Source organism: Alkaliflexus imshenetskii DSM 15055 (assembly GCF_000517065.1).
GTDB classification, from domain to species: domain Bacteria; phylum Bacteroidota; class Bacteroidia; order Bacteroidales; family Marinilabiliaceae; genus Alkaliflexus; species Alkaliflexus imshenetskii.
This window is the reverse complement of the sequence record NZ_KI912105.1, coordinates 3,671,364-3,693,830: the sequence shown is the minus strand read 5'-3', so window position 1 is coordinate 3,693,830 and position 22,467 is coordinate 3,671,364. Positions and strand designations below refer to the sequence as shown.

Below are 22,467 nucleotides of genomic sequence, written 5' to 3'. Positions count from 1 at the left end.
AATCAGAGATTCAGATCAAGCACCAGGCCAACCTTAACCCATCGACCGGGCTGAAACAATTCACTCAAATCAGCATATCGTTTGTCGAAAAGGTTGGTAGCCTCACCATATATGCGGATGTAATTGTGACGCCAGGTGAGTCTTGTATCTGTTAACCAAAATGGCGCATAAGGCACATGCTTTCCGGTTGCTGATAGGGTATATCCCCCCACCCTGTCCTGATACTGAAAATTCCACGACATGGATAACTTCTCAAAACCAACACCATGTTCAAGGCCAAGATTTAACTTATGCCTGAGATGGTCAAGCACATAAACCGATTCGTATCCCTCATCGGCCTTCTTGTCCTGAGTGATGTATGAATAGTTAATGTTCATGTTGTGTAAAAATTGCTGCATGGGCAATAGCGACCAAAATGAGATAGTTGAAGAGAACTCAAGCCCAATAGCTTCCACGCGATTAATGTTTGAAGTGGTGTAACGAGGTTCGCCAGGGATGCGTCCCCAGTCAATTAGGTTTTCACCGATACGGTAAAACCCGCCCAATTGGGCATCAATCCAGTGCTGCCGATAGCGCAAACCTGTTTCAATGGTGGTGGCCTCTTCCGGTTTAAGATATGGGTTTCCTACATTGCTGGGGCCTGAATAGAACAAGTCGGTAAAGGTTGGCATTCGCAATGATCGGTTCCATGCCGCCATCCATTTTAGTTTATCTGTAAACCAATAGCTTATATCAATTCCTGGAAACCAGTCGATTCTATATCCAATCTGCGAATTGCGATTCATCAAAACACCTGCCGATGCGCTGAAATTTCTACTGTTATAAGTGTGTTCAAAAAACAGAGAAGCATTGTTGCGATGAAAATGACGTGTAAAATAACCATCCTTCTCTCCGGGAGCTTTCACCGGTTCATCCATTAGATTTCCAAGCACATTGCTCCAAACCGATTCGCCACGCATTTCGCCGCCAACCGATGTGGTACCCAACACCCAGGGATAAGATGAATTAACGCCAGCACCAACCACATCGGTTAGGTGATAGTTGTGACCAGTGTACCATGATTCGGCATTTTGTCCGCCACGAAAAAGTTCAAACCTGTCGTGGTGGCGGCGCCAGTAAACATTGGGACGCACTCTGACGGCTCTTCCCGACTCCATCGAGAGAGCGCTGAAATAGGTACGTGTCTCTTCAAACTGGTTTGGATATCGGGCACTATAAAAAGAATTGGCACCAAAAGCCTTTTCAGTATAGCCGGCCTGAAATGCAATTTGTTCATTGCTAAGATGCAGACGGCCGTGGTAAAATAGATTGAGTGCGTTAAAGTCGGTGTTTGAAATGTATCCGTCACTACCCCCCTTATTGGCGGCAATAAAGTTTTTTACAGGACCGGAGGAGAGTGTGGCAGATGCTCCTAAGTTATACAGTCCATGGTCGCCACCTAAGACAGATGCAGATACTTTATCGGAAGAAGCGGTTCCGGTGATGAAGTTAATGGCTCCGCTGAAGGCGTTAGGCCCATAGACCCGGGCAGCAGGGCCTTGCAGAATTTCTACCCGCTCAATGCTTTGCAGGTCAACCGGAAGGTTTAGCGCATGATGGCCGGTTTGCGGATCAGTAATATTAATGCCATTGAGCAGAATCATCACCTGATCAAAAGAGCCGCCGCGCATACTTACATCGGCCTGCATACCAAGTGGACCACGCTGACGCACATCCACACTCATAGCATACCGAAGCAACTCCTGCACACTTTGTACCGGCATGGCTTCTATTTGCGCCCTCGACAAGACCGTGACTACGCGTCCCACCTCGGAGTAGAGCGAGGCACCACGACGTGCTGATACTTCTACCTCTTCGAGTCTTATTTTTGTATTGATTGAGTCGGTTTCGGCATGTGCAAAATTCAAGTGGGCACCCAGGCATGAAAAATATGCTGTAAGTAGGAATCCGATTTTAACTTCCCTCTTAAGGGTATTAAACGCACCATAACTGGTGTGAGTCCATCTTTTAAAAGTCAGCTGAGACAGACTCTCCATAAATGTCATTTTTCGCATCTTTACTATTTTGATTGATAAAAACTTCGTTTGTTTCTGCAACTTTACAAATTGCGTTGCATTGTTATACGTTGCCATGGCATCAGTAGCATCAGTCAACATCATCACGTTTGGCGGATCACTCACATTGTTTAAAATCATAATCATTTATAAATTAAAAATTTGACATTGTTTCCTGCATTAGATATTGATGCAGTCAAAGAGCAAAAATAGGAAAAATAAAGGCGGACCGGGGCATTAAATCTTTTTTAGCTATTTTCACCTTAAAATAATCCCTTACCAAACCTTCGGCATAACTATTGAGTCACATTCATCGTAAAGCCATAAAACAATTAAATAACAACCACGAGGTTGAAAACATAATGCCATGAGATTTAAAACATTAGAAAAGCATCTTTTAACAGTGGGCCTCTTTTTTTTGAGTGTGATGGCCACAGGACAGGAACAGGAGCAAGAAAGAGATTTAACGAGGTTTCATAAATCACAAAATGATGCCTTTGCATCGGACAACATCAAGCAGCTCACCATTAGTAATCGTCACGGACAGATATTTTTCACAGGATGGAATCGCGACTCGGTGCTTATAAATGTCAGCATTTGGACTGAAGCCCCTTTCCAAAGTCTGGCCTCCGATGTTCACGATCAGATTGCGATTGCCAGCCAGCGAACTTCGCAAGGATTGAGCTACCAAACAGTATTCCGGGAGAACTTTTTTTCAAGTTATAGTTTCGGAATTGATTACCATATTTACGCACCGCATCATTTGTTACTCGATTTAAAAAACCGATTTGGAGACATCCATCTGGATCATCTCTCCGGGGATATTAAAATCAACATGGAGTATGGAAATCTGATCATCGTAAACCAACCTGACAAAATTAAACAGGCCAACATATCATTGCTAAACGGAAACCTGACAGCAGAGAACATTCAATCGGCCAAAATCACCCATCACAACGGCCAGCTTAGACTAAATGAAGTTGACCACCTTGAACTGAACAGTGATTTTTCAGAGATTGGCATCAGAAAAGTGCGGGAAATGAATGTTGATGCAAAAACCGGCAAAATTCAGATAGGCGAAGCCCACATTGTGAACCTGAACTCCACTCATAGCACAGTGGCTATCCAAACCCTCACCGGCAGAGGATTTTTTGAAATGACACACGGAGCACTTAACATACGCTCAATTGTGAGGGGATTAGATGAATTAACGGTATCTTCGGACAACGCACCTTTGCATATTGAACTGGACAAAAATGTGCCATATACACTTCATGGCCAACTGGAAAACGGCACTTTTTCCCATTCAGATGCAGAAGATATTCGTATACTCAAGGAAGAAAATATGACCTCATTTTCAGGCCAGTCGGCTCACGCAACCAACGCTCCAACCACCATTATCCTGTTTGGAAAAAGCTGTACCATAAATTTTATGGTGCGATAAATGGTTTAGAATACAGCAAATAAGTGTAACTTCTGTCATCAATCAGTTTAACAGAAAAAAATAACAACATGCAAGTATCAGACAAGTTGATGTTACTGCGCAGCAGAATGGATGCGGCCGGCGTGGATGCCTGCATCATTCCTTCAGGCGACCCGCACTTGAGCGAATATCCTGCAGACCACTGGAAGGTGCGCGAATGGTTAAGCGAATTTACAGGTTCGGCAGGTACTCTGGTAGTAACGCGTGAGGAGGCTGCGCTATGGACAGACTCAAGGTATTATCTGCAGGCAGAGGAACAACTTGACGAACTAACCATCCAGTTATTCAGAGATGGTCAACCGGGAACACCTGATTATGCTTCGTGGTTATGCGAAGTGTTGATGCCCGGCGACAAAGTGGCTGTAAATGGAGCCAATTTATCCATTACGCAGTTGCGCACCCTGACACGACAACTGCGCACCGGCCAGATTCAAATTGATTCTGTATCGTCGGTAGCCGAGGATATTTGGGCAAGCCGGCCAACAATTCCGGAAGATACCATATTTATGCACGACGATGACTGGGCAGGTAAAACACGCGCAGAAAAACTGCTTGAAATTCGCGAAATAATGAAAAAGGAAGGAGCCACGCACTACATCACCGCAGCTCTGGACGAAGTAGCCTGGACTCTTAACCTCAGAGGTACAGATGTGCTCTATAACCCCGTATTTCATGCCTATTTAATAATTGAACACGATCAGGCTAAGCTATTTGTAAACCCACACAAACTCACGGCACAAATTGCACAAAAACTTGCAATCGACGATGTTAAAGTATATCTGTATGATGATTTTTACAAACACATTAAAGATCAATCCACCGATGCCGTTTATTTCATAGATGCCGATAAAATAAATTCGGCAATTTTTGCTGCCCTATCGCCAAAATCTGAGAAGAGGGAGGGACTGAGTATTATCAACCGCCTGAAAGCATGTAAAAACGCAATTGAACTCAACCATCTAAAAGAGACGCTGATAAATGACGGCGTGGCAATGGTGCAGTTTCTGTATTGGCTTGAGGAGAATGTGGTTTCCTGCAAGGTTTCGGAATTAAGTGCAGCCAAGAAGCTTAAATCATTCAGAGCAGGTCAGCAGGGATTCATGGGTGAGTCCTTTGGCGCCATATCAGCCTATGGCCCTCATGGCGCAATTGTTCACTACAATGCAAATGCCCAAACCGATGCAGTACTAAAGCCCGAAGGCATCTATTTGATTGATAGCGGAGGTCAGTACCTGGGTGGAACCACCGACATCACACGTACCATTGCACTTGGCACGCCTTCGCAGCAGGCAAAAGAGGATTTTACCCTTGTTTTAAAAGGACACATTGCCTTGGCCAATGCCATATTTCCAGCCGGCTCGCGCGGCGTTCACCTCGATATTCTGGCGCGCAAGGCACTCTGGGAGAAAGGACTAAACTATGGACATGGCACTGGTCATGGCATCGGATACTTTCTCAATGTGCATGAAGGGCCGCAAAACATCCGTCCGCAGGACAATGGCATTGAACTGAAGCCAGGCATGGTGTCATCCAATGAGCCAGGCCTGTATCGTCAGGGAGAGTATGGCATCCGAATTGAAAACCTGATTCTATGCAAAGAGAAATACGAAACAGAATTTGGAAAATTCCTGGAATTTGAAACACTTACACTCTGCCCCATCGATAAAACGCTTATTGAAAAGAGTTTGATGACCAGCGAGGAGATTGCTTGGCTGAACCAATATCACCAACGGGTGTTTGATGTATTGAAAGCACATTTAACCGAAGCTCAGGCAGAGTGGCTTAAAAACAAAACATCAGCTTTAGAGTAGTGTTTTTTGTAATATATGATGAAAACCTTTGGGCAGATTTTGCGGCAAGTTTTTTGATGTGCCAATGGTACCTGATATCTTTGTACAATAAACAATCCTCAAACAACGAAAAGAGTAGAACTGTAACAGTAACCAAAATTGTTCATCAATTTTTTAAATCGAGAAAGTTAATAAGTTATGAGACAAAGCGTAATTCTGATTTTCATCGGCCTGTTTTTTTCCATATCCACGCTTTATGCGACATCCGGCAAGGGACATCGAATAGAGTTAACCATCAGCAGTTTGAGTAATCAGGATGTGATTCTTGGCTATTATTACAACAAACGAATGTACGTGAGTGACACGGCACGTACCGACAGTAAAGGCGTAGCTGTTTTTCAGAAGGAAGAACCACTGCCCGGAGGTCTCTATTTTTTTTATCTGCCCAATGGCAAATACTTTGATGTGCTGATAGCCGATGAACAGCAGTTTTCCATAAAAACAGATACCATTGACTTTATTGCAGGCATGAAAATTAGCGGCTCCAAAGAGTCTCAGCTGTTTTTGGAATATCAACGATTTATCAACGACAAACAAAAGGAGGCCAACCGCTTGCGCGAAGCGCTTAATGCCGCCGGGGGCGATGCTGCCAAAGCGGAGTCCATCAACGCCCAAATAGAAGAAATCAACAAACAGGTACAGGCCTATTGGAAAAATGTTGAAAGTCAGCATTACGGAACCTTCTTTGCTTCATTTATCAAAAGCATGCAGGAGCCCGAACAGCCAAATTTTGATCTGCCTCAAGGCGTTCAGAATGCCGACTCGCTGGTGCAGGTGAAGCGCTACCACTTTTACCGAAAGCACTATTTTGACAATGTTGATTTCACCGATGAAAGGCTATTACGTACACCTTTTTTCACGCAAAAACTTGAGACCTATTTTGATCGTGTCATCGTTCAAATTCCCGATACAGTCACGCAGGCCTCCATCGAAGTGATAGAGAAAAGTCGCAGCAATCCGGAAATGTTCCGTTATCTGGTTCAGTTTCTGTTCAACCGCGCCAACGAAAGTAAGATAATGGGTATGGATGCCACCATGGTAGCCCTTGCCGAAAAATATTACCTCTCGGGTGAGGCGCCATGGGCTTCAGAGGAGTTCATGAAAAACCTGGCAGAGCGTGTCAGGGATATCAAACCCACCCTCATTGGCAATCTGGCGCACGATTTGCGCATGGAAAGCATAAATGGGGAGGTGTTTCGCCTGCACGAAATCAACGCTCAGGTAACAGTTGTTGTGTTTTATGAACCATCGTGCGGGCACTGTAAAAAAGAGCTTCCAAAGCTATACAAAACAGTGTTTGAGCCTTATCGAAACAAAGGTGTTCAGGTATTTGCCGTTTACAGTATGAACGATAAAAACGAATGGGAATCATTCATCAACGAACACGAACTTTTTGATTGGATTAACGTGTACGACCCTTTTCATCAGACTCGGTTCCGAAATTATTATGACATTCGCTCAACGCCCATGATTTACGTGTTGGATCGTCACAAAAAAATAGCAGCTAAACGATTGGATACAGAACAACTTCCCGGGTTTATCGACCATCTTTTAAGCAGGTAACATAGGTAAAAGGTAGTGATTGGAATAAAAAACAGAATAATAAAACAAAAATGGTGGATACCAACGCTTTAAGTCTATTACAATTGATTAAACGCCTGATTCCGGGACTACTTGTTGCCATGTTGGTTTTCGCAACTGGCTGTGAAGCTGATAAGAAAGAGATTCCATCTCCGGGCATTTACCTTAAAATGCCCGATGGAGGTTTTGAATTGGAGGTAAATGACACCCTTATCATCACGCCAAAAATTACTTACGATTATCAATCAACGTATCAATGGTATCTTAACGGGGAGCTGCTTACACAAGAACCTGCAATTGTGCATGTTTCAAAAGTACTGGGAAAAGAGACCTACAGTTTTGTGGTAGAGACTCCATCGGGAAAAGATTCACTAGTAATCCCTGTTTCAACCATTCTACGCATTGATTTTAAGGAGTTAGAGCTTGCCAATAACAGCTACAACCGGGGCGAAAATTTACCGGGTGGCAGTATCGGCTTCATCAGCAAAGGATTGGTTTTCCCTGTGAATCCATTTGGGGAGAGTGAGTGGACAGGCTTTACGTTGAGCAGCAGATTCAGCCAGACAACAACCGCACAGCCAGACCTATACAGTGCCTATGCTACCAGATCAACCAGCGGAAAGTTCATGCTATACAGTCAGCCACTTTCACCGTACGCCGCATCTGTTTATCTAGAGAATGGCCAAAACCGCGTTTTTGGCTCCATGTCAGTTGCCAATTCAACACTCACCTATTTGGTAATGCGGCATGGAACGGAAAGCGGAATCAGACGTTTTGGTGGCACGAGTAACAACGAACCCGATTGGTTTAGATTAACCATTGAAGGCTATACCAATGACGGTGTAAACACCGGTAAAGTTGAGTACTATCTGGCTGATTTCAGGAGCGCCAACAACCGTTTACGAACCATGTTGGCAAACTGGGCCACCATTGATCTCACGCCACTTGGCGAAATAAACCGGCTTTCGTTCACGCTCAATTCATCCATCAAAAACGAAGAAGGCCAAATGCTTACACCACCCTTTTTCTGCATCGACAACATTAAAATTATCCGCTAACAACCATCACCTTTTCGGTGTAATATTGGTTTCCGGATGCGATGCGCAAAATGTAGATACCTGGTTGCAGGTGTCCCACATTGAGATATCCTTTGCCACCATCTAAAAACAACTTTTGACGCAGCACCAATTGCCCGGATGGCGTTATAAGTTCAGTCACAACAGCCGAAACTGTGTTGTCCAATATCAGGAATAAGCGATCAGATACCGGATTGGGATACACAAACATCCCACCCTTTACAGGATGAATAAAAGTATCAACCGGATTTATGTCAGAGGCGAGTATATCTATCCAAAATGAAGTTTCATAAGCCGCACTGTACCATCCCATTACACTCCGCCACTCCTGGTTATTCTGAATCCAGGCAGAGTTAATGGCTTTGTTGCTATTTCGTTTAGACTGATACAATGCAAAACTATCGGTAACGGTATAATAATTTAACTCCACACCAGCCCATAAATAACCAGATACCTGCAAAGGCTCATCGAGCATCCAAAGAAACTCACGGTTGGCAGGTATTTGAGCCAGACTCACATTATCCCTTGATGCGATGAGTGTTTCAGGCTCCTGATTGCCGGACCACAAGCGCAGATTGAGAGTCTGACTACTGCTGGCTTTCGATTTTGATGGCATCACATACACGCCATGCAAAGTAATAGGGTTGTACGATCCATACCGTTCTGCAAAAGCCTTGTCGCCACGAGCGTTGTGACCCGACCACACGCCATTACCCGGAATCAACCATTCCCACCCTGCCAAGTCATCAGTCCTGAAACCAGAAATTCGCGACACCTCTGATTCATAAAAAGAGAATCCATCAATGACCATCTGATTGCTATTGGTTGGGTCCAACCACCGTGACAATTGAGCTGCCTCTTGTGGGAAATGGTTCCACGCTTTATTGATGCGTACAAAATAGTCGTTTACGGGATTTGCGCAGGTGGCCGACCCTCCACTTAAAGTGCCAATGACCCGACCGTTGGCATCAAACAGCGGCGCACCTGAAGAGCCACCTTCGGTAGTACCTGACGACCATGAGGCAATGCGCCAGTGACTGTTTGGCACAAAGGAGAGAAAACTGGACTCGGTAACAGCCGACTCTGCACGTGCCACCTTTTTCACATCGCCTTGCGGATGATGAATACACTTATATGGTGCTGCTGGTGATGTGATTCTGCTCCAACCGGCCCAGTAAGGACGATACGTTGCAGGAGGTACTGACGACATCTCTAAAAGTGCAATGTCTAGCTCAGAGGAAAAAGCCCTTTGAAAACTGCCCGAAACGGTTTGAGTGAAGCTTCCCTCCACCCGCGCATCACAATTGGGCACCTGATAGTTGAAAGTAAAAATTACCGTTTGATGAGAATTCTGGTTTCGAAGGCAGTGTGCAGCAGTTATTACATAAGGCGTACCATCATTCTGAGTGTTATTTACAAGAACGCCGGAACAAAGTTCGGTTCCGTCAACTATTACCCTACAAACAGACTGCCCGGCCTCAAGCCACATAGGGTCTGTTTCGCAAGTAAATTCAGGATTGCAAATACCACTGCGTTTAAACCGGTTGGTCTCGGCCGTCACAAACGAATATAAATCCATAAAATCATGGTTTACAGTGCCAATAACCAGCTCCGACTTTTTGCCAACGCGCGCAGGCTCCGATAGTTCAACGATAAGCATATCGCCAGGCACAGGCGAAGTGGCCAAAATACCCGAAGGAGAATTATTCTCACTTGTAAAAGCACCATGCACCACACTCTGATCAGCATTAAAAATAAACAATCTGCTACCTGGTGCCATTACAAACCTGTCGAATATGATATTGAGAGAGTAAGCCCCTTGCGACTGAATATATATACGCCATACATCCCTGCCATTCTCATGACTCCATTCACCTGAATTATCGGGCGAAAGTTTTACAATGTGAGGATGCGCAAAAGTCAATGGTTGATATCGAACGGTTTGCTCCTGAAGGCTCAGTTGCTGCACATAAGCAGGCAGTTCAGGCATTTTGACAGCCTGACGCACCAAACGTGCGGATGATATGCCGGCATCCATCATCGGGCGGCCACCGTGACTAATTTGAGCCGTCAATGAAATACTGAATCCGTAGATCAGAAAAATAAGAATCAATTGCTTCATGTGTCAAAAATATCACTTTTTGATACAGAAAACACCTCGATCAAGTTTCATCTTTTGCAATAAATAACAAAAAAACTGTCCGGAAACTTTGTATATATATTCCTGTGCATGTGCACAGAAATCGACAGACAAAGAGCCGGACAGCTTCTTTTCAAACTATAAACTTAACAACAAACCTATTTTACATACGTAAACCTTGCAGTTAATTCACCAATCATCACGTCAAAATCACCGGGCTCGGTTACCCTTTTGTTCTCGGCATTGATGAATGAAACATCTTCAGGTGTTAATGTGAAACGCACGGTTTTCTCTTCACCCGGTTTCAGGCTAATTTTATCGAAACCTCTCAAACGTTTCACATCTGGCGTAATAGAGGCAAACAAATCCGAAGTATAAAGTTGAACCACTTCCATACCTTCGCGGTCGCCACTGTTTTTAACCTTTACACTTACTTCTACAGTACCATTTGGACGCAAAGTAGTTGCATTCAACTGCAGATCGCTGTATTCAAAAGTAGTGTAGCTCAACCCAAAGCCAAAAGGATATTGAATGGCAAAATCGGACTCATAATCATACATCCCGGCCATTTTTGCCTGATGCTCCGAAGGCTTATGGTCATAAGTCACCAACGAGTTGGCATACAGAGGATAGGTAAACGGCAACTTGCCACCTGGGTTAAAGTCACCAAAGATGACATCGGCCACAGCCAAACCACCAAAATTGCCAGGTAAATAGGCATTGATAACACCCTTCATCAATGGCTCAATGGTACGGATTAGGCGTGGACGTCCCTGGTTTAGAACCAATACTACAGGTTTACCTGTTTTTGCAAGGGCACTGGCAAGTTCCAGTTGATTGTCGGAGAGAATAAGGTCATGCAGGTCGCCAGGTTTTTCAGTATAACTGTTTTCACCAAGAGCCAGAATGATATAATCAACACCGGCAGCAGCTCTAACAGCACCGGCAATGTCATACGCCTCATCAACCCAATAGCTGGCGCCATCTACATAACGAACGCCTTCGCGGAAAATAACATTACGCTCTCCTACTTTGGCTTTTACGGCATCAAGAATTGTTGAATAACCATCGGCAAACTCATGTACCTTTTCACCCTGCCATGAGTAGGTCCAACCGCCGTTTAGCGTTCTCATAGAGTTGGCATTAGGCCCTGCCAGAAGAACACGCGCGGTTTTTGGCAATGGAAGAACATTACCTTCATTCTTTAACAGTGTAATAGATTCCTGCGCTGTGCGGTAAGCATCTGCTTCGAATTCCTCGCTGCCAAACAATGGATAGTCTTCGTAATGGGTCACAGGACGCTCAAAAAGACCCAGCTTATACTTTGTATTCAGTACACGGCGAACGGCATCATCGATGCGTGCCATAGACACTTCACCCTCATTTACCAACTCCACCAGATAATCGCAAAAATCAAAATTGTACGGAATCATTGACATGTCGATACCGGCATTGATGGCCATTTTAACAGCTTCCTTTTGAGTAGAAGCTACGCGGTCACGGTTGTGCAGATTTTCGATATCAGCCCAGTCTGTTACCACCAGACCTGTGAAACCCAGTTCTTCCTTGAGCAATTTGGTTAACAACTCGAAACTGGCATGCACTGGTACACCATTGATAAGTCCGGAGTTGATCATAATGGTGTGGGCGCCTGCTTTAATAGCCGCCTCAAAAGGAGGCAGGTGTCTTTCACGCAGCTCAATTTCAGGAATGAGCGCAGGTGTGCGATCTTTTCCGGAAACAGGCGTTCCGTAACCAAGAAAATGTTTCAGACATGACGCTACTCGGGTTGGGTCGCTTATGTCGTTGTCATCGCCCTCATACCCTTTTACCAACTCAACGCCCAACGCAGAGGCCAGATAAACATCCTCGCCAAAAGTCTCCCACATACGCGGAAATCTTGGGTCTCTACCCATATCAAGTACAGGAGAAAAATTCCAGGGAATTGAAGACGCACGTGTTTCATAGGCAGTAATTTCTCCACCCCTGCGCACCAGTTCGCGGTTCCAGGTAGCAGCCTGACCTATTTGTTGCGGAAAAAATGTAGCACCGGCAGTATAAGTGGTACCATGTATGGCATCAACACCATAAATAATCGGAATGCCCATACGGGTTTCGTTCATGGCCACATCTTGTAGTTGGCTGATAATGGTATGCCATGTTTCGGGAGTACGGGCTCTGTTATTGGCAGTATTAAGAATAGAACCAACATGATACTCGACAATAGCTTTGCGCACCAACTCCATATCGAGGCGGGCAGGTTCATCAGAAACAAAGGCATTTGCGCCCACAGTGATTACATCGAGTGTTACCTGAGCCATTTGACCCACTTTTTCCTCAAGCGTCATTTGAGACAGCAGTTTTTCCACTTCCGGAATGCGCTCAACCATCGACGCAGCATCACTCTTTTTCGGGGATGAACAACCAAATAGAATTCCGGTTGCAAACATTCCAACTAAGATTACTTTCTTCATCGCGATTAAAGTTTAGTATTTGACAGAAATAAATTCACAACATATTTTACACATCAAAACTAATTTTAACCTTTTGATTTAGAAAAAAAAAGACTGCATAAAAATCACATGAAGTGCAAAAATCAACTCACAAAAAACTCATCAAAATCTCATCTTACGATAACTAACACACTATTTATCAACCACAAGCTGCAAAACAACCACTTCATTTAGAGGCTCCTCCAATGAGGCGATTTGGTAAGCTAAGACTAAAGGTACTTCCCAACCCTGGAGTGCTGTCTACCCATATTTGGCCACCATGTTTTTCAACAAAATCTTTACACAATAAAAGACCAATTCCGGTTCCATGTTCACCGGCAGTCCCTTTGGTGGAGAATTTCTTAGTTAAATCAAACAAATCAGCAGCTACCTCAGGTTCCATGCCAATGCCATTATCAGCAACAGATACAATAACTTCCTTTGTGCTATGGCTTGCTTTAACCTCTACGTGGCCACCAGTTTCTGAAAACTTTAATGCATTGGTAATGAGGTTTCGCAAAACAGATTTAAGCATGTTTACATCGGCATATACCGGTACACAATCAGAGGAAGGAAAAACAACCGTAATGCTCTTTGCCATTGCAACGGCTTTAAGTTCAACATTAACCTCAGTGCAAATTGCGCAAAAATCTGCTATTTCAGGCTCAAAAGGGAACGACGACGACTGCGCATGCGCCCAGCTTAAAATATCCTCAAGCAAATTATAAGTATGATCTGCTGAATTATGAATTATAGAGAGTTGCTTCTCTATCTTTTCCATATCATAGCGGTGAATATTTGACCGTAACAACTGAAGAAATCCTAAAATACTATTAAAGGGATTTTTCAAATCGTGTCCCAGTATGGAAATAAACCGATCCTTATCTGTACTCAACTTCTGAAGTTCAACATTGGCAGCATTGTACTGAACAAGCGTCTCCTCCAGCTTTCGCTTTTCACGAATCAACTCACGCTGTAGCTCCAGATTCTCGCGATTGAGACGATGCAGAGATTCATTGGTTTCCAAAAGCTGATGAAAAGGCATCCCACCTATAATAAGCAGCTCATTGTTTTTTCGATATACGTGCGCCTGAATGGAACTATTGACAGAAAGCAGGTCGCCTACTGTAATATACCCCTTAAAAATCAAGCTGTTATCCGATTCTATAGTCGTCAGAACGTTGAAAGCAGGATTTATCAAACTTTGCGATGGCACCCCCTTAAAAAGAGCCGACATTGCTTTATTGGCATAAACCAGTTCGCCACTTACACTAAAAACCGCAATGCACACCGATTCATTTTCCAAACAGGCAACCACAATTTCATCCGCCCAATGTTGTACCAACGATAACATACCATTGCCATTCATAAATTAGTCTTGATAGTGCGATGAACCATTTTGTGCTTCTGTTACGGCTATAAACTGGGGTATATTTATCAACATCCAATAATAGTATTGAAAAACTTCAGAATAAGACTCAGGTTGAAGCATCTCTTTTAGCACAGTAATCCAGGCATTTAACTGCGCAGCCCAATAGGTAGAGACAAATCCCCTGCTCCGATAGGCTCTGAAAACCCACAAAACAGTATCTACAAACACCTCCGGCTGATAATGATTAAGTATGGATGCAATAAAACGTGCATGATTTGAATGATTGTCCTTCATCATCTGGATGTTGTTCTTTCCTATAAGTTCGACAATGTCGGGACGTCCAAGCAAGGCCTCGTTCACTGCTGCCACCGCCATTTCAGACACTTGAACGTATTCGGCAACCTCATTTGGGTTAACCTGTTTTAAAGCTGATGCAGATTCAATTAACCATTCCCTATTCATTGCTATCTAGATTTTTTAAGTACTTGTCCATGCTCATAACATCGGGTAAAAGAGTTACCCCTGTAAACTTTGAAACAATCTCATGACCACCATGTGAAAATGCCTGACCTCCGACAACAATCGGAAGCGTTGGAAAATGCTTCCGCACCATTTTAATGAGCTCTTCGGCACTGGGAAGGTTAAAGTAGAGGCTTACTGAAACTGCCAACATAGCCGGCTGATTCAAACTCAAAAAATTAACTAGTTCACTATTGGGTGTGTTGGCACCAAGAAACTGAACCTGCCAGTGGTTCAGTTCAAACACATCGCTTATCATTCGTGCACCAATTTGGTGTAACTCACTTTCGATACAGGTAACAACCACACTTTTTGAGGTAGATCCATTGTACACTATTGAGCCATACAGCTCATTCATAATTGACTCTGTGATGGCTGATGCCATGTGTTCCGTTGCCACAGTAATTTTATTACGCTCCCAAAGGTAGCCTATCTCGTACATGGCTGGTTTAAGCAGATGCTCATAAACGAAGCGCACATCCATCTGCGCATTAATCAGCGCATGAACTATTTGCGAACATTGAGATTTGTCCCCCTTGAGCAGTGCATTAAAAAAATCACTGTAAACTATTTCTATTTTGACTATATCAGCCATTGTGCAACGTTATCAATTATAGGCTCATCTTATCTACTGTGTGATGTAAATTGGTATTGCTTATCAGAGATGGACAGTTGTTGGATCATGAGAGACAGAGAACAGCGCAAGGCAGGCATATTAATCTTCAAACGATGAATATCATATCCTTCCAACAAACATCTATCTTCTAACTATCTCTCATCAAAAATATTGCATCTAACGCTTACCATCTGCTGCGTAAATCAAAAAACCTAAGCTTGGTGGGTTCAGTCAAGAAAAATCGCCAATTACATTTTAGATAAATATAGTGAATTATTTACCAGATACAACAAAAGAGCTGTTATGAAAAACAGAGAAGCCTCATCAATTAAGTATCCAACCTTTTTGAAGTAGCAACAAAAAAAAAGGCAAAAATTGTCGCGCAAACCACCATCTCGTTGTAAATTACAGATAAAAATATCTAATCATGAAACGCGATGTATTGCTCATACTGGTGAACCACCGCCAGGAAACAGCAGAGAAGGTTCAGAAAATTTTGACCGGTTGGGGTTGCTACATCAAAACCCGACTAGGCATACACGATGGCGTGCTCGATAATTGCTCAGACAGCGGTTTGATATTTATTGAATTAACAGGTAATGACCTGACCAAACACGAAGAAATCACCCGCAAACTCAACCTACTTAACGGTGTTGATGCCAGATTAATTAGCCTGGAAGTGGAGTAAGGCATCTAGCTCATCAAAAAAAAATATACCCATGAAATGGCTTTCCACCACTCCATGGGTACAAAATCATCTGCTTGAACTATAAATGATTTCTTATAGGGCAATTCACAGAAGAAGTAACCGTTACTTTATCATATTCTTAAAGGCAGAGCCAAAAATCAGATAACTTGTATTTCCACCAATGGTGCCCTCATTTTGCCCCCACAGGAATGGCCAATCGTCGTAATTCTCGAAATGGTCTGGCTGTCGGAATAATAAACCGGGAGCCACATTACCGGGAATAAACGAAAAGTCGGCCCTGTTGTTTCCATAAAACACCTCTTTGGGACGGGCAGCACCCACTGTAGCTACCAACGAATAGTTGTGGTATGGATGGCAGCCATAGAGCCAGTTGGTGGTCTTGAAAGCGTGATTGGCGTCGATGATTTCAGGATAATGCTTGTTGGCAAAACAGATGGTAGTACCAAAATTCACAATCATGCCACTACCGGCCCAGTTGCCCAAGCCAATGGGTACCCCGTAAGGATTGTCCTTTTCAAGATCATCGATATACTCTTTATATTTAACAACATAAGGACGTAAATCCTCCTTAAAAGAGGCATCCATGTGTGGTATGGCATGTAGAGCAGTTAAGATGACAAAACTGAGACCGCGGTCGAGTGCTGGCCATAAAAGTTCCAGAAACTTATCGGCATACTGTTGCTCTCCGGTGGAGATATATAACTGAAGATTGGTTGATACATCAGCTGCACCACCCATAAACGAAGGCGTCTCCTGCGGTGCATTTGCAAGAAGTTCGGTAGCCTCTTTCAGGAGTCGTTTGGATTGAAACAAAGCCCTTTCGGAGAGGTCGTCGTTATACCCCTTCAAGGCACGACTTGCGGCGGCGAACATCGTTGCGGCTCGCAGATCCCGGTTTGGATCGCGTGAGGTGAATGCCCACATATCATCCTTTACACCACTCGAGCGACCGTCGGCTGCTACTTCATAGGGTCCAAGATTTGGGTTATACGGAAGTCCGTCGGTTATAGAAGCGGCATCGCCAAGGTGATGGTAATTGTGAAGTACTGAGTTGGAAAGCGTTTGGGCCATGTGACCCAAAATCTCGGCCTGAGCCACTAGTTGTAAGGTGCCATGCTCAATATACTGCAGAACATCCGGAATACCATCAGGGCGATGAAGCACCACATAGCGTTGCGCCTGATCAACAAAGGTTTGGTCTCGTTGAGGTTTGAAGTACTCCCATGTTTGAACAAAGTTTTGCACCACGCCAATGTTTGCACCTGTCTCGATATCAAAATCGCCGGCATCGAAAAACCCCCCGATGTTCAAACCCGGAATCAACTCCAGCGCTTTGTACTTTGTATCGGTTGTTGGCCCTTGCCAATGCAGGTCAAAATGGTCGGTGTTGGGCGGCGCCTGACGGTAACCTTCTTTAAATGGCTCTCCGTGCCAAACCCTGTAAGCTTCCTTCACATACATGTGATTCATGTGAATTGGAATCCATATATCACTTGTGGCATCGGTAATTCTATCATACACATCGTCACCAATAACAAAATTGTTTGTTTTAAAGTCGCCATACTGAATATAGTATATGCCCGGCGTGTTAACCGATGAGAAATCAAATTTCACATAATGGTATTTGAAATAATCACCCCAAGGCTCAATGTTGCCAGTAAATACGCTGCTGGTTTTTCCATCGGCATCCAACTTAAATATGGAGGCTTTGGCAAGCGGCTTATCTTTCTTATCAAGCTCAATAACAGATACTTTAGGCTGAGTTGGCAGATAACCAACTTGTGAGAAACCGATATTCGGTTCCCTTACCCAACCATCGATGGCATTGGGCTCCACAGTCCAGGTTAAAACCTTACCCGTAGCACCGGCAGGTAGCAGACTACGAACGACATACCAGCCATTTTGAGCAAGAATACGGCCATCAAAGAGCATAATATCTGCGTCGTGCGAAGTGATTCTCACTGTGCGTTCAGGTTGTTCGGGAGCCAGAACAAAGTTACGGCCTGTTTCCAATGGCAGCGGATCGATAAACGTACCGGTACCTCTGTCATCGGCCGTTACGTAACCTTTATACTGTACAATCTTCTCACTGTTGGGTCTTGTAATGGTATTACCTACCGCATAACGAGGAAAACGGTTGATACGTCCATCCACTAAATAGGTCTTGCCCCAATATTGTGAGGGAAGAAACTCAAGGTTAAATCCGGCAGCGCCCTCAAGCTCGGCAGGAATGGGTTTATCAAGATAAACAGATATCTCGAAACCTTTGCCCTTGGCCGTGACAACCACCCGCGAATCAAAATCGTAGCTTTCATATCTGAGTGTTGCCTCTATCTTTCCCGATTCATGGTCAACGGTTCGGTTTGGTATAGCCGGAACCAAATCCCACTGCTCGGGCGTATTGGAAAGGCGCACCGCACCGCCTTGTGATGTTCTCACCCCATGGTGAATCAACTCAATACCGGCATTTTTCTCATCGTTAAAACCTCCGGTAAAAAGATTGCTGTAAACCAGCACATTGACGCCTTGCATCTCGAAATAATCCAAATCATTGAGAACCAATTCCTGGTTCGAATCCTTTTTGCATGCCACAACCAGCAGCAGTGCAAATAAAAAAAATGTAATTTTTTTCATCCGTAAAATTTGATTTTTAAGGTCGGATGAAAGGCGCATGAACGGTTCAACATTCGTCGTTCGGCAATTCATCCATGTGTATGAGCCTCTTAAGTGAAATTGTTTCATATTTAATCAAAAGGTTAGAATTAAAATCTCGTTGTTAACTGATATCAAAAGATTCAGAAGGTTAACAAAGGTCAAAAGATAGTAAAACTTTTTAAATATCGGCAGGATGCATAATAATTAGTGTCGGAGAAACACCAATAAAAAAACCACATCTGTCATAAACCAACTCATTCGTAACTTGGAGGAGGTCGATAAGATTTAAATTGAGCGTTGTAGAATTGTTATCAGTCGTCATTATTTACCCATGGGTACTATTAATGTCGGCTATTTCTATATATCCTCATATAACTGCAATTTCAAATACCGCGTGTTTACGTACGTAAGCTTTATCTTTCTGCAACCACCAACATTTCAAAATCACTCGTTGTTAACTTATCCCCGCGAGAAAAGGCTCCGAGTTTTGCACCAAAAATTTCAATTTTAGTGAATCCGAGTGTTTTCAACAACCATGTAATCTCCGACGGGATATAATACCTTTCGTTGCATTCCAGTTCTTTTTCTATGCCATTGTCATCTTCAACTTTTGTTATGTTGAAATCTCTGAATGTCATTAAATCGAACGTATTTTTGTGATAGGTGGCATTGCCGTCACTGGTGTTTGATGCACAAAACTCTTCGATGGAATTAAAAATCGGAAATAGGCCATTGAGAGTGGTGAAAATAAATTTTGCATTATCCTTCAACGACTTTGAAACGTTTTTAAGAATTTCAAAATTCATTTCATCTGTCTCCATTAAAGGAAAACCACCTTCGCACATCATTATGGCTACATCAAATTGTTTGTCGAACGGTAAATTTCGTGCATCGTGACGTAAAAACTCAATTTGAACGCCATTGTGTTTTGCCTTTTCTCTTGCTTTTTCAAGTAACGACTCCGACAAATCAATTCCGGTCATTGAATAACCTCGCTTCGACAACTCGATGGAATGACGGCCTGTGCCACACCCGATGTCAATTATTTTTAACGCTTTGTTGTAATTTATCTCATTTTCAATAAAATCGCATTCGCCAATAGTTCCTTGTGCAAAATCTTCATTGTCATATTTTTCACCGTAGTTCTCAAAGAGTGATTCATACCATTGTTTCATATTGTATTCGGTTTTGGTTTGCATTCATTCACGCCTACAGATTCTTTTTAAGATAAATCATATCCACAAGTTGTATGTCACCCTCAAAGATAGGATGGTCGTAATTATCTGTAAAAAAGTTCTTTTCCCTATGAGATTTTTTGAATCCGCAACCTTCATAAAACGATAAAATGGTCGGTGTTTCACCTGTTCCTACCAACATCGTTTTGTATCGTTTTTTGTAGAAACCAGAGATGTAATTTACCAATGCGCTTGCGTACCCTTTACCTTGATATTTTGCGTATGTGGCTATGTTTTTCAACTCACAGTTTTCGCTATCTATGGGTACCACAACGCAGACACTTTTCAAATCATCATCATATAAAGCAAACAAATCTCCACTCAACAAATACTTGTCAATCATATTTTCCTGCTCATCGGCCAACAACAATAAGTCAAGAAACTGTTTCTTATTTTCGGTGATTTTTTCTATTTTCATGCTTATTCAGTGTCTTCGTGATGATTCTGTAAGCTCTTTCATAATCAATTGTATCAGTGTTGCCGAATGGTTTTGTCTGCATGCCTCACTGCGTATCGTATGCCTAGGTGAAGGCGCGTTGGTAACTTCAAAATTGGCCGTAAACGTTCCTGGTATGCCCAACAGTAGCAGATTTGCGGGACAGGTCATGCCGCCATCGGTGATTTGTATGTGGCGGTTTTGCACACTCGAAACCATCTAAAAACGTGGAACTATCTGCAAAACTGACATAACAAAATCTTGGCGTTTCGCTAATTATTTCCGTCATATTTCCGCCAAAACATGTTTTTATCCGCCATTTATCCGCCAATTGTCAGACACGGATAAGTTTATATTTTGTTCCCTTCTTTTCTCCTACTTTTTCAAACACACCAATTTCAGTTAAAAACTCTAAATCACGTGTAGCTGTTCTTTCTGAGATTTCACTTATTGATTGGTAAATACCATTCGTAATAAATTCATTTTCTTTACAATAAAAAACAGCTTTAATCTGCCTTTCATTCAAGCCTTTTTCAATCAAATGTTTTTCAGTGTACGGTTTAAAGAGTTTAACAAAAATGCCTCCAAATTCTGATTCGAAAGAAGGTTCTGGGAGTCCTGCTTTAAGACACTCACTAATGATATTGATTGTTCCTCTTCCCCATGCCTCAATTAAACCTCCTTTAAAGAATACACTTGCAATTGTTGGATTGTAAGGTCTTGATGTGTGTTTTTTCTTTAAATCTTCAATTGAGAAGCCTTCTGGAAGTTTTCCTTCATTCCAAATCATTATCTTGTCGTCATACACACTAATTTGAACTGGAGCTCCAAAATAGTCACGATGAACTATTGCGTTAATAATCGTCTCTCTTACTGCCTTATATGGGTATTCCCATTTTTCGATTCGGTGTAATCCATCATATGAAATAGGAGAAATCAGGAATTTTTTGTCAAGAATTTCAAGTGTTTTATCTGCAATTTGGAATGCATTTCCTTCAACTACTTCCTGAAAAATCAAATCATCATCCGTTTTTCCGAAACGTCCAATTTTCACGAATGCGTTTATGTAAAATTTGCAAGGATTCTTGCCGAACAAAACTATTGCTGAGCGTTTTATTAATCCGTTTTCTCTCAATAATAGATTGTCAAGAACTATTTCTGTATTTGTTTCGCTTTCAATAAATGGCATTCTCTTGCTAATCACAGCAGCTTTAATAAATGCCTCAATTGCATTTGGGTCAATATCATCAAGGGTTGCTCTATTCTCTATAACATCATCCCATGTTTTGCCTGATTTCTTTAAGAGAAAATCATTTAAAGCCTTTCCCTTTAGTTCCTGTTTTGTACTTCCACTTCGATAATAATATTTTCCTTGATATGAGATAGCATTGTCATATGGTTTTACAACAATCTCAATTATTACATTTGAGTTTTCTTCGAAAAGATTTACATCACAGATTATTCCTAATTGGCTTTGGATTTTGTTTGGGATATCTTCGAGCAGTTTTTTTGAGTTCTCAATACCAACTGTTCTTCCGTTATCACTTTTTCCAATGATTAATTTTCCCCCTTGTGCATTTGCGAACCCACAAATCCATTTCAGATATTCGTCTTTCCATGATTCTTTCCATTCAATGTTTTGATTTTCAGGCATAAAATAGGGTATATTATTGAATATCAAATATAAGGAAAAGAACTATTAACAGAGAGGGGATTCGTATTTTTGGCGCTTAATGAACGCCAACGGTTACGTGTATGGTGTCGTTTGGCGATTCGAAGCACAAACCTTTCAAACCGCTACAAAGTTTATTAGATGTAACAACCTTGAAATTAGCACTATCCGCCAAATGCACTATACACGATGTTGTGTTTTCGTGCGTGTGTCCTGTCGTTACTCAGGGATACAATTTAAGAAATGTTCTTTGAATTTGAGTAACATAACTGCAATCAAGATGAGAGGGTATTGGAGTTTTTACTTCGATATGGTCTCTCGGCAAAGGCCTTGCAGGAGGATTTGCCAAACCACCATGAGGTGCTGCCTTTTCAAGAGGACGGTACTGAGCGTCATGGAAACGGTAAAGGGGTCAGTTGTACGGCCGACTTTATCAGGTATAGACTACTGGAGACGAATGAGTAGCGATTGAACCATCGTAGAGGTGTCGTGAATAACTACACTATTGGTCAAAAGCAGGTGTTCGGACGTGTGCTTGCGACAAGGATATCAAATTACCTGCATTATAGGATGTCTG

16 protein-coding genes are annotated in these 22,467 nt (G+C 42.7%); 6 read left to right on the top strand and 10 right to left on the bottom strand.

Annotation, left to right across the window (positions count from 1 at the left end; all coding sequences use genetic code 11):
* Positions 1-2: 2 nt before the first annotated feature.
* On the bottom strand, positions 3-2,201 hold the full coding sequence (locus ALKIM_RS0115245) for a TonB-dependent receptor (RefSeq protein ID WP_235714430.1): 2,199 nt from the start codon (positions 2,199-2,201) through the stop codon (positions 3-5).
* A 220-nt stretch (positions 2,202-2,421) separates the two neighbouring features.
* Here ALKIM_RS0115245 and ALKIM_RS0115240 point away from each other — a divergent pair, with 220 nt between their 5' ends.
* The 4 genes from ALKIM_RS0115240 to ALKIM_RS0115225 all read left to right on the top strand — a co-directional run bounded on the left by ALKIM_RS0115240 (position 2,422) and on the right by ALKIM_RS0115225 (position 8,026).
* Positions 2,422-3,498, top strand: coding sequence for a DUF4097 family beta strand repeat-containing protein (locus tag ALKIM_RS0115240; protein WP_026475395.1), 1,077 nt, complete (start codon positions 2,422-2,424; stop codon positions 3,496-3,498).
* A gap of 68 nt (positions 3,499-3,566) precedes the next feature.
* A complete protein-coding gene (locus ALKIM_RS0115235) occupies positions 3,567-5,348 on the top strand; it encodes an aminopeptidase P family protein (RefSeq protein ID WP_026475394.1) in 1,782 nt (593 codons plus the stop codon).
* Positions 5,349-5,525: 177 nt separating this feature from the next.
* Complete coding sequence (locus ALKIM_RS0115230) at positions 5,526-6,950, top strand: TlpA family protein disulfide reductase (protein WP_026475393.1); 1,425 nt, start codon at positions 5,526-5,528, stop codon at positions 6,948-6,950.
* A gap of 50 nt (positions 6,951-7,000) precedes the next feature.
* Positions 7,001-8,026, top strand: a complete 1,026-nt coding sequence (locus tag ALKIM_RS0115225) for a DUF4465 domain-containing protein (RefSeq protein WP_026475392.1) — start codon at positions 7,001-7,003, stop codon at positions 8,024-8,026.
* Here the strand turns inward: ALKIM_RS0115225 and ALKIM_RS18850 are convergent.
* The 5 genes from ALKIM_RS18850 to ALKIM_RS0115200 all read right to left on the bottom strand — a co-directional run bounded on the left by ALKIM_RS18850 (position 8,016) and on the right by ALKIM_RS0115200 (position 15,162).
* Complete coding sequence (locus ALKIM_RS18850) at positions 8,016-10,166, bottom strand: T9SS type A sorting domain-containing protein (RefSeq protein WP_052345599.1); 2,151 nt, start codon at positions 10,164-10,166, stop codon at positions 8,016-8,018. The genes ALKIM_RS0115225 and ALKIM_RS18850 overlap by 11 nt on opposite strands.
* Before the next feature lie 176 nt (positions 10,167-10,342).
* Positions 10,343-12,658 (bottom strand): glycoside hydrolase family 3 N-terminal domain-containing protein, encoded by a 2,316-nt coding sequence (locus ALKIM_RS0115215; RefSeq protein ID WP_026475391.1) that lies wholly within the window; start codon positions 12,656-12,658, stop codon positions 10,343-10,345.
* A 205-nt stretch (positions 12,659-12,863) separates the two neighbouring features.
* A complete protein-coding gene (locus tag ALKIM_RS19435; protein ID WP_162148830.1) occupies positions 12,864-14,030 on the bottom strand; it encodes a sensor histidine kinase in 1,167 nt (388 codons plus the stop codon).
* An 18-nt stretch (positions 14,031-14,048) separates the two neighbouring features.
* A complete protein-coding gene (locus ALKIM_RS0115205) occupies positions 14,049-14,510 on the bottom strand; it encodes a hypothetical protein (RefSeq protein WP_026475390.1) in 462 nt (153 codons plus the stop codon).
* Positions 14,503-15,162 carry a cobalamin B12-binding domain-containing protein gene (locus tag ALKIM_RS0115200; protein ID WP_044118004.1) on the bottom strand — a complete coding sequence of 220 codons (660 nt, stop codon included), beginning with the start codon at positions 15,160-15,162 and terminating at the stop codon, positions 14,503-14,505. Before ALKIM_RS0115200 ends, ALKIM_RS0115205 begins: the two co-directional genes overlap by 8 nt.
* 448 nt (positions 15,163-15,610) lie before the next feature.
* Between ALKIM_RS0115200 and ALKIM_RS0115195 the strand changes: the two genes are divergently transcribed.
* Positions 15,611-15,871: a hypothetical protein gene (locus ALKIM_RS0115195; protein WP_026475388.1), complete on the top strand. Its 261-nt coding sequence runs from the start codon at positions 15,611-15,613 to the stop codon at positions 15,869-15,871.
* Positions 15,872-15,994: 123 nt separating this feature from the next.
* On the opposite strand, the gene ALKIM_RS0115190 is transcribed toward ALKIM_RS0115195, so the two are convergent.
* From ALKIM_RS0115190 to ALKIM_RS0115170, 4 genes are all read right to left on the bottom strand, one after another.
* A complete protein-coding gene (locus ALKIM_RS0115190; protein WP_026475387.1) occupies positions 15,995-18,526 on the bottom strand; it encodes a cellulase N-terminal Ig-like domain-containing protein in 2,532 nt (843 codons plus the stop codon).
* A gap of 434 nt (positions 18,527-18,960) precedes the next feature.
* On the bottom strand, positions 18,961-19,722 hold the full coding sequence (locus ALKIM_RS0115185; RefSeq protein WP_026475386.1) for a class I SAM-dependent methyltransferase: 762 nt from the start codon (positions 19,720-19,722) through the stop codon (positions 18,961-18,963).
* A gap of 34 nt (positions 19,723-19,756) precedes the next feature.
* On the bottom strand, positions 19,757-20,200 hold the full coding sequence (locus ALKIM_RS0115180) for a GNAT family N-acetyltransferase (protein ID WP_026475385.1): 444 nt from the start codon (positions 20,198-20,200) through the stop codon (positions 19,757-19,759).
* A gap of 352 nt (positions 20,201-20,552) precedes the next feature.
* Entirely contained in the window at positions 20,553-21,872 is a 1,320-nt protein-coding gene (locus ALKIM_RS0115170) for an ATP-binding protein (protein WP_026475383.1), read from the bottom strand.
* Between the two features lie 309 nt (positions 21,873-22,181).
* On the opposite strand from ALKIM_RS0115170, the gene ALKIM_RS19945 reads away from it, so the two are divergent.
* Positions 22,182-22,355, top strand: coding sequence for a hypothetical protein (locus ALKIM_RS19945; RefSeq protein ID WP_157363936.1), 174 nt, complete (start codon positions 22,182-22,184; stop codon positions 22,353-22,355).
* Positions 22,356-22,467: the final 112 nt, after the last annotated feature.

What these genes read in the sequence shown, in the direction of transcription:
- ALKIM_RS0115245 (WP_235714430.1), bottom strand. Translation starts at nt 2,201, where the DNA reads ATGATTATGATTTTAAACAATGTGAGTGATCCGCCAAACGTGATGATG.
- ALKIM_RS0115240 (WP_026475395.1), top strand. Translation starts at nt 2,422, where the DNA reads ATGAGATTTAAAACATTAGAAAAGCATCTTTTAACAGTGGGCCTCTTT.
- ALKIM_RS0115235 (WP_026475394.1), top strand. Translation starts at nt 3,567, where the DNA reads ATGCAAGTATCAGACAAGTTGATGTTACTGCGCAGCAGAATGGATGCG.
- ALKIM_RS0115230 (WP_026475393.1), top strand. Translation starts at nt 5,526, where the DNA reads ATGAGACAAAGCGTAATTCTGATTTTCATCGGCCTGTTTTTTTCCATA.
- ALKIM_RS0115225 (WP_026475392.1), top strand. Translation starts at nt 7,001, where the DNA reads ATGGTGGATACCAACGCTTTAAGTCTATTACAATTGATTAAACGCCTG.
- ALKIM_RS18850 (WP_052345599.1), bottom strand. Translation starts at nt 10,166, where the DNA reads ATGAAGCAATTGATTCTTATTTTTCTGATCTACGGATTCAGTATTTCA.
- ALKIM_RS0115215 (WP_026475391.1), bottom strand. Translation starts at nt 12,658, where the DNA reads ATGAAGAAAGTAATCTTAGTTGGAATGTTTGCAACCGGAATTCTATTT.
- ALKIM_RS19435 (WP_162148830.1), bottom strand. Translation starts at nt 14,030, where the DNA reads ATGTTATCGTTGGTACAACATTGGGCGGATGAAATTGTGGTTGCCTGT.
- ALKIM_RS0115205 (WP_026475390.1), bottom strand. Translation starts at nt 14,510, where the DNA reads ATGAATAGGGAATGGTTAATTGAATCTGCATCAGCTTTAAAACAGGTT.
- ALKIM_RS0115200 (WP_044118004.1), bottom strand. Translation starts at nt 15,162, where the DNA reads ATGGCTGATATAGTCAAAATAGAAATAGTTTACAGTGATTTTTTTAAT.
- ALKIM_RS0115195 (WP_026475388.1), top strand. Translation starts at nt 15,611, where the DNA reads ATGAAACGCGATGTATTGCTCATACTGGTGAACCACCGCCAGGAAACA.
- ALKIM_RS0115190 (WP_026475387.1), bottom strand. Translation starts at nt 18,526, where the DNA reads ATGAAAAAAATTACATTTTTTTTATTTGCACTGCTGCTGGTTGTGGCA.
- ALKIM_RS0115185 (WP_026475386.1), bottom strand. Translation starts at nt 19,722, where the DNA reads ATGAAACAATGGTATGAATCACTCTTTGAGAACTACGGTGAAAAATAT.
- ALKIM_RS0115180 (WP_026475385.1), bottom strand. Translation starts at nt 20,200, where the DNA reads ATGAAAATAGAAAAAATCACCGAAAATAAGAAACAGTTTCTTGACTTA.
- ALKIM_RS0115170 (WP_026475383.1), bottom strand. Translation starts at nt 21,872, where the DNA reads ATGCCTGAAAATCAAAACATTGAATGGAAAGAATCATGGAAAGACGAA.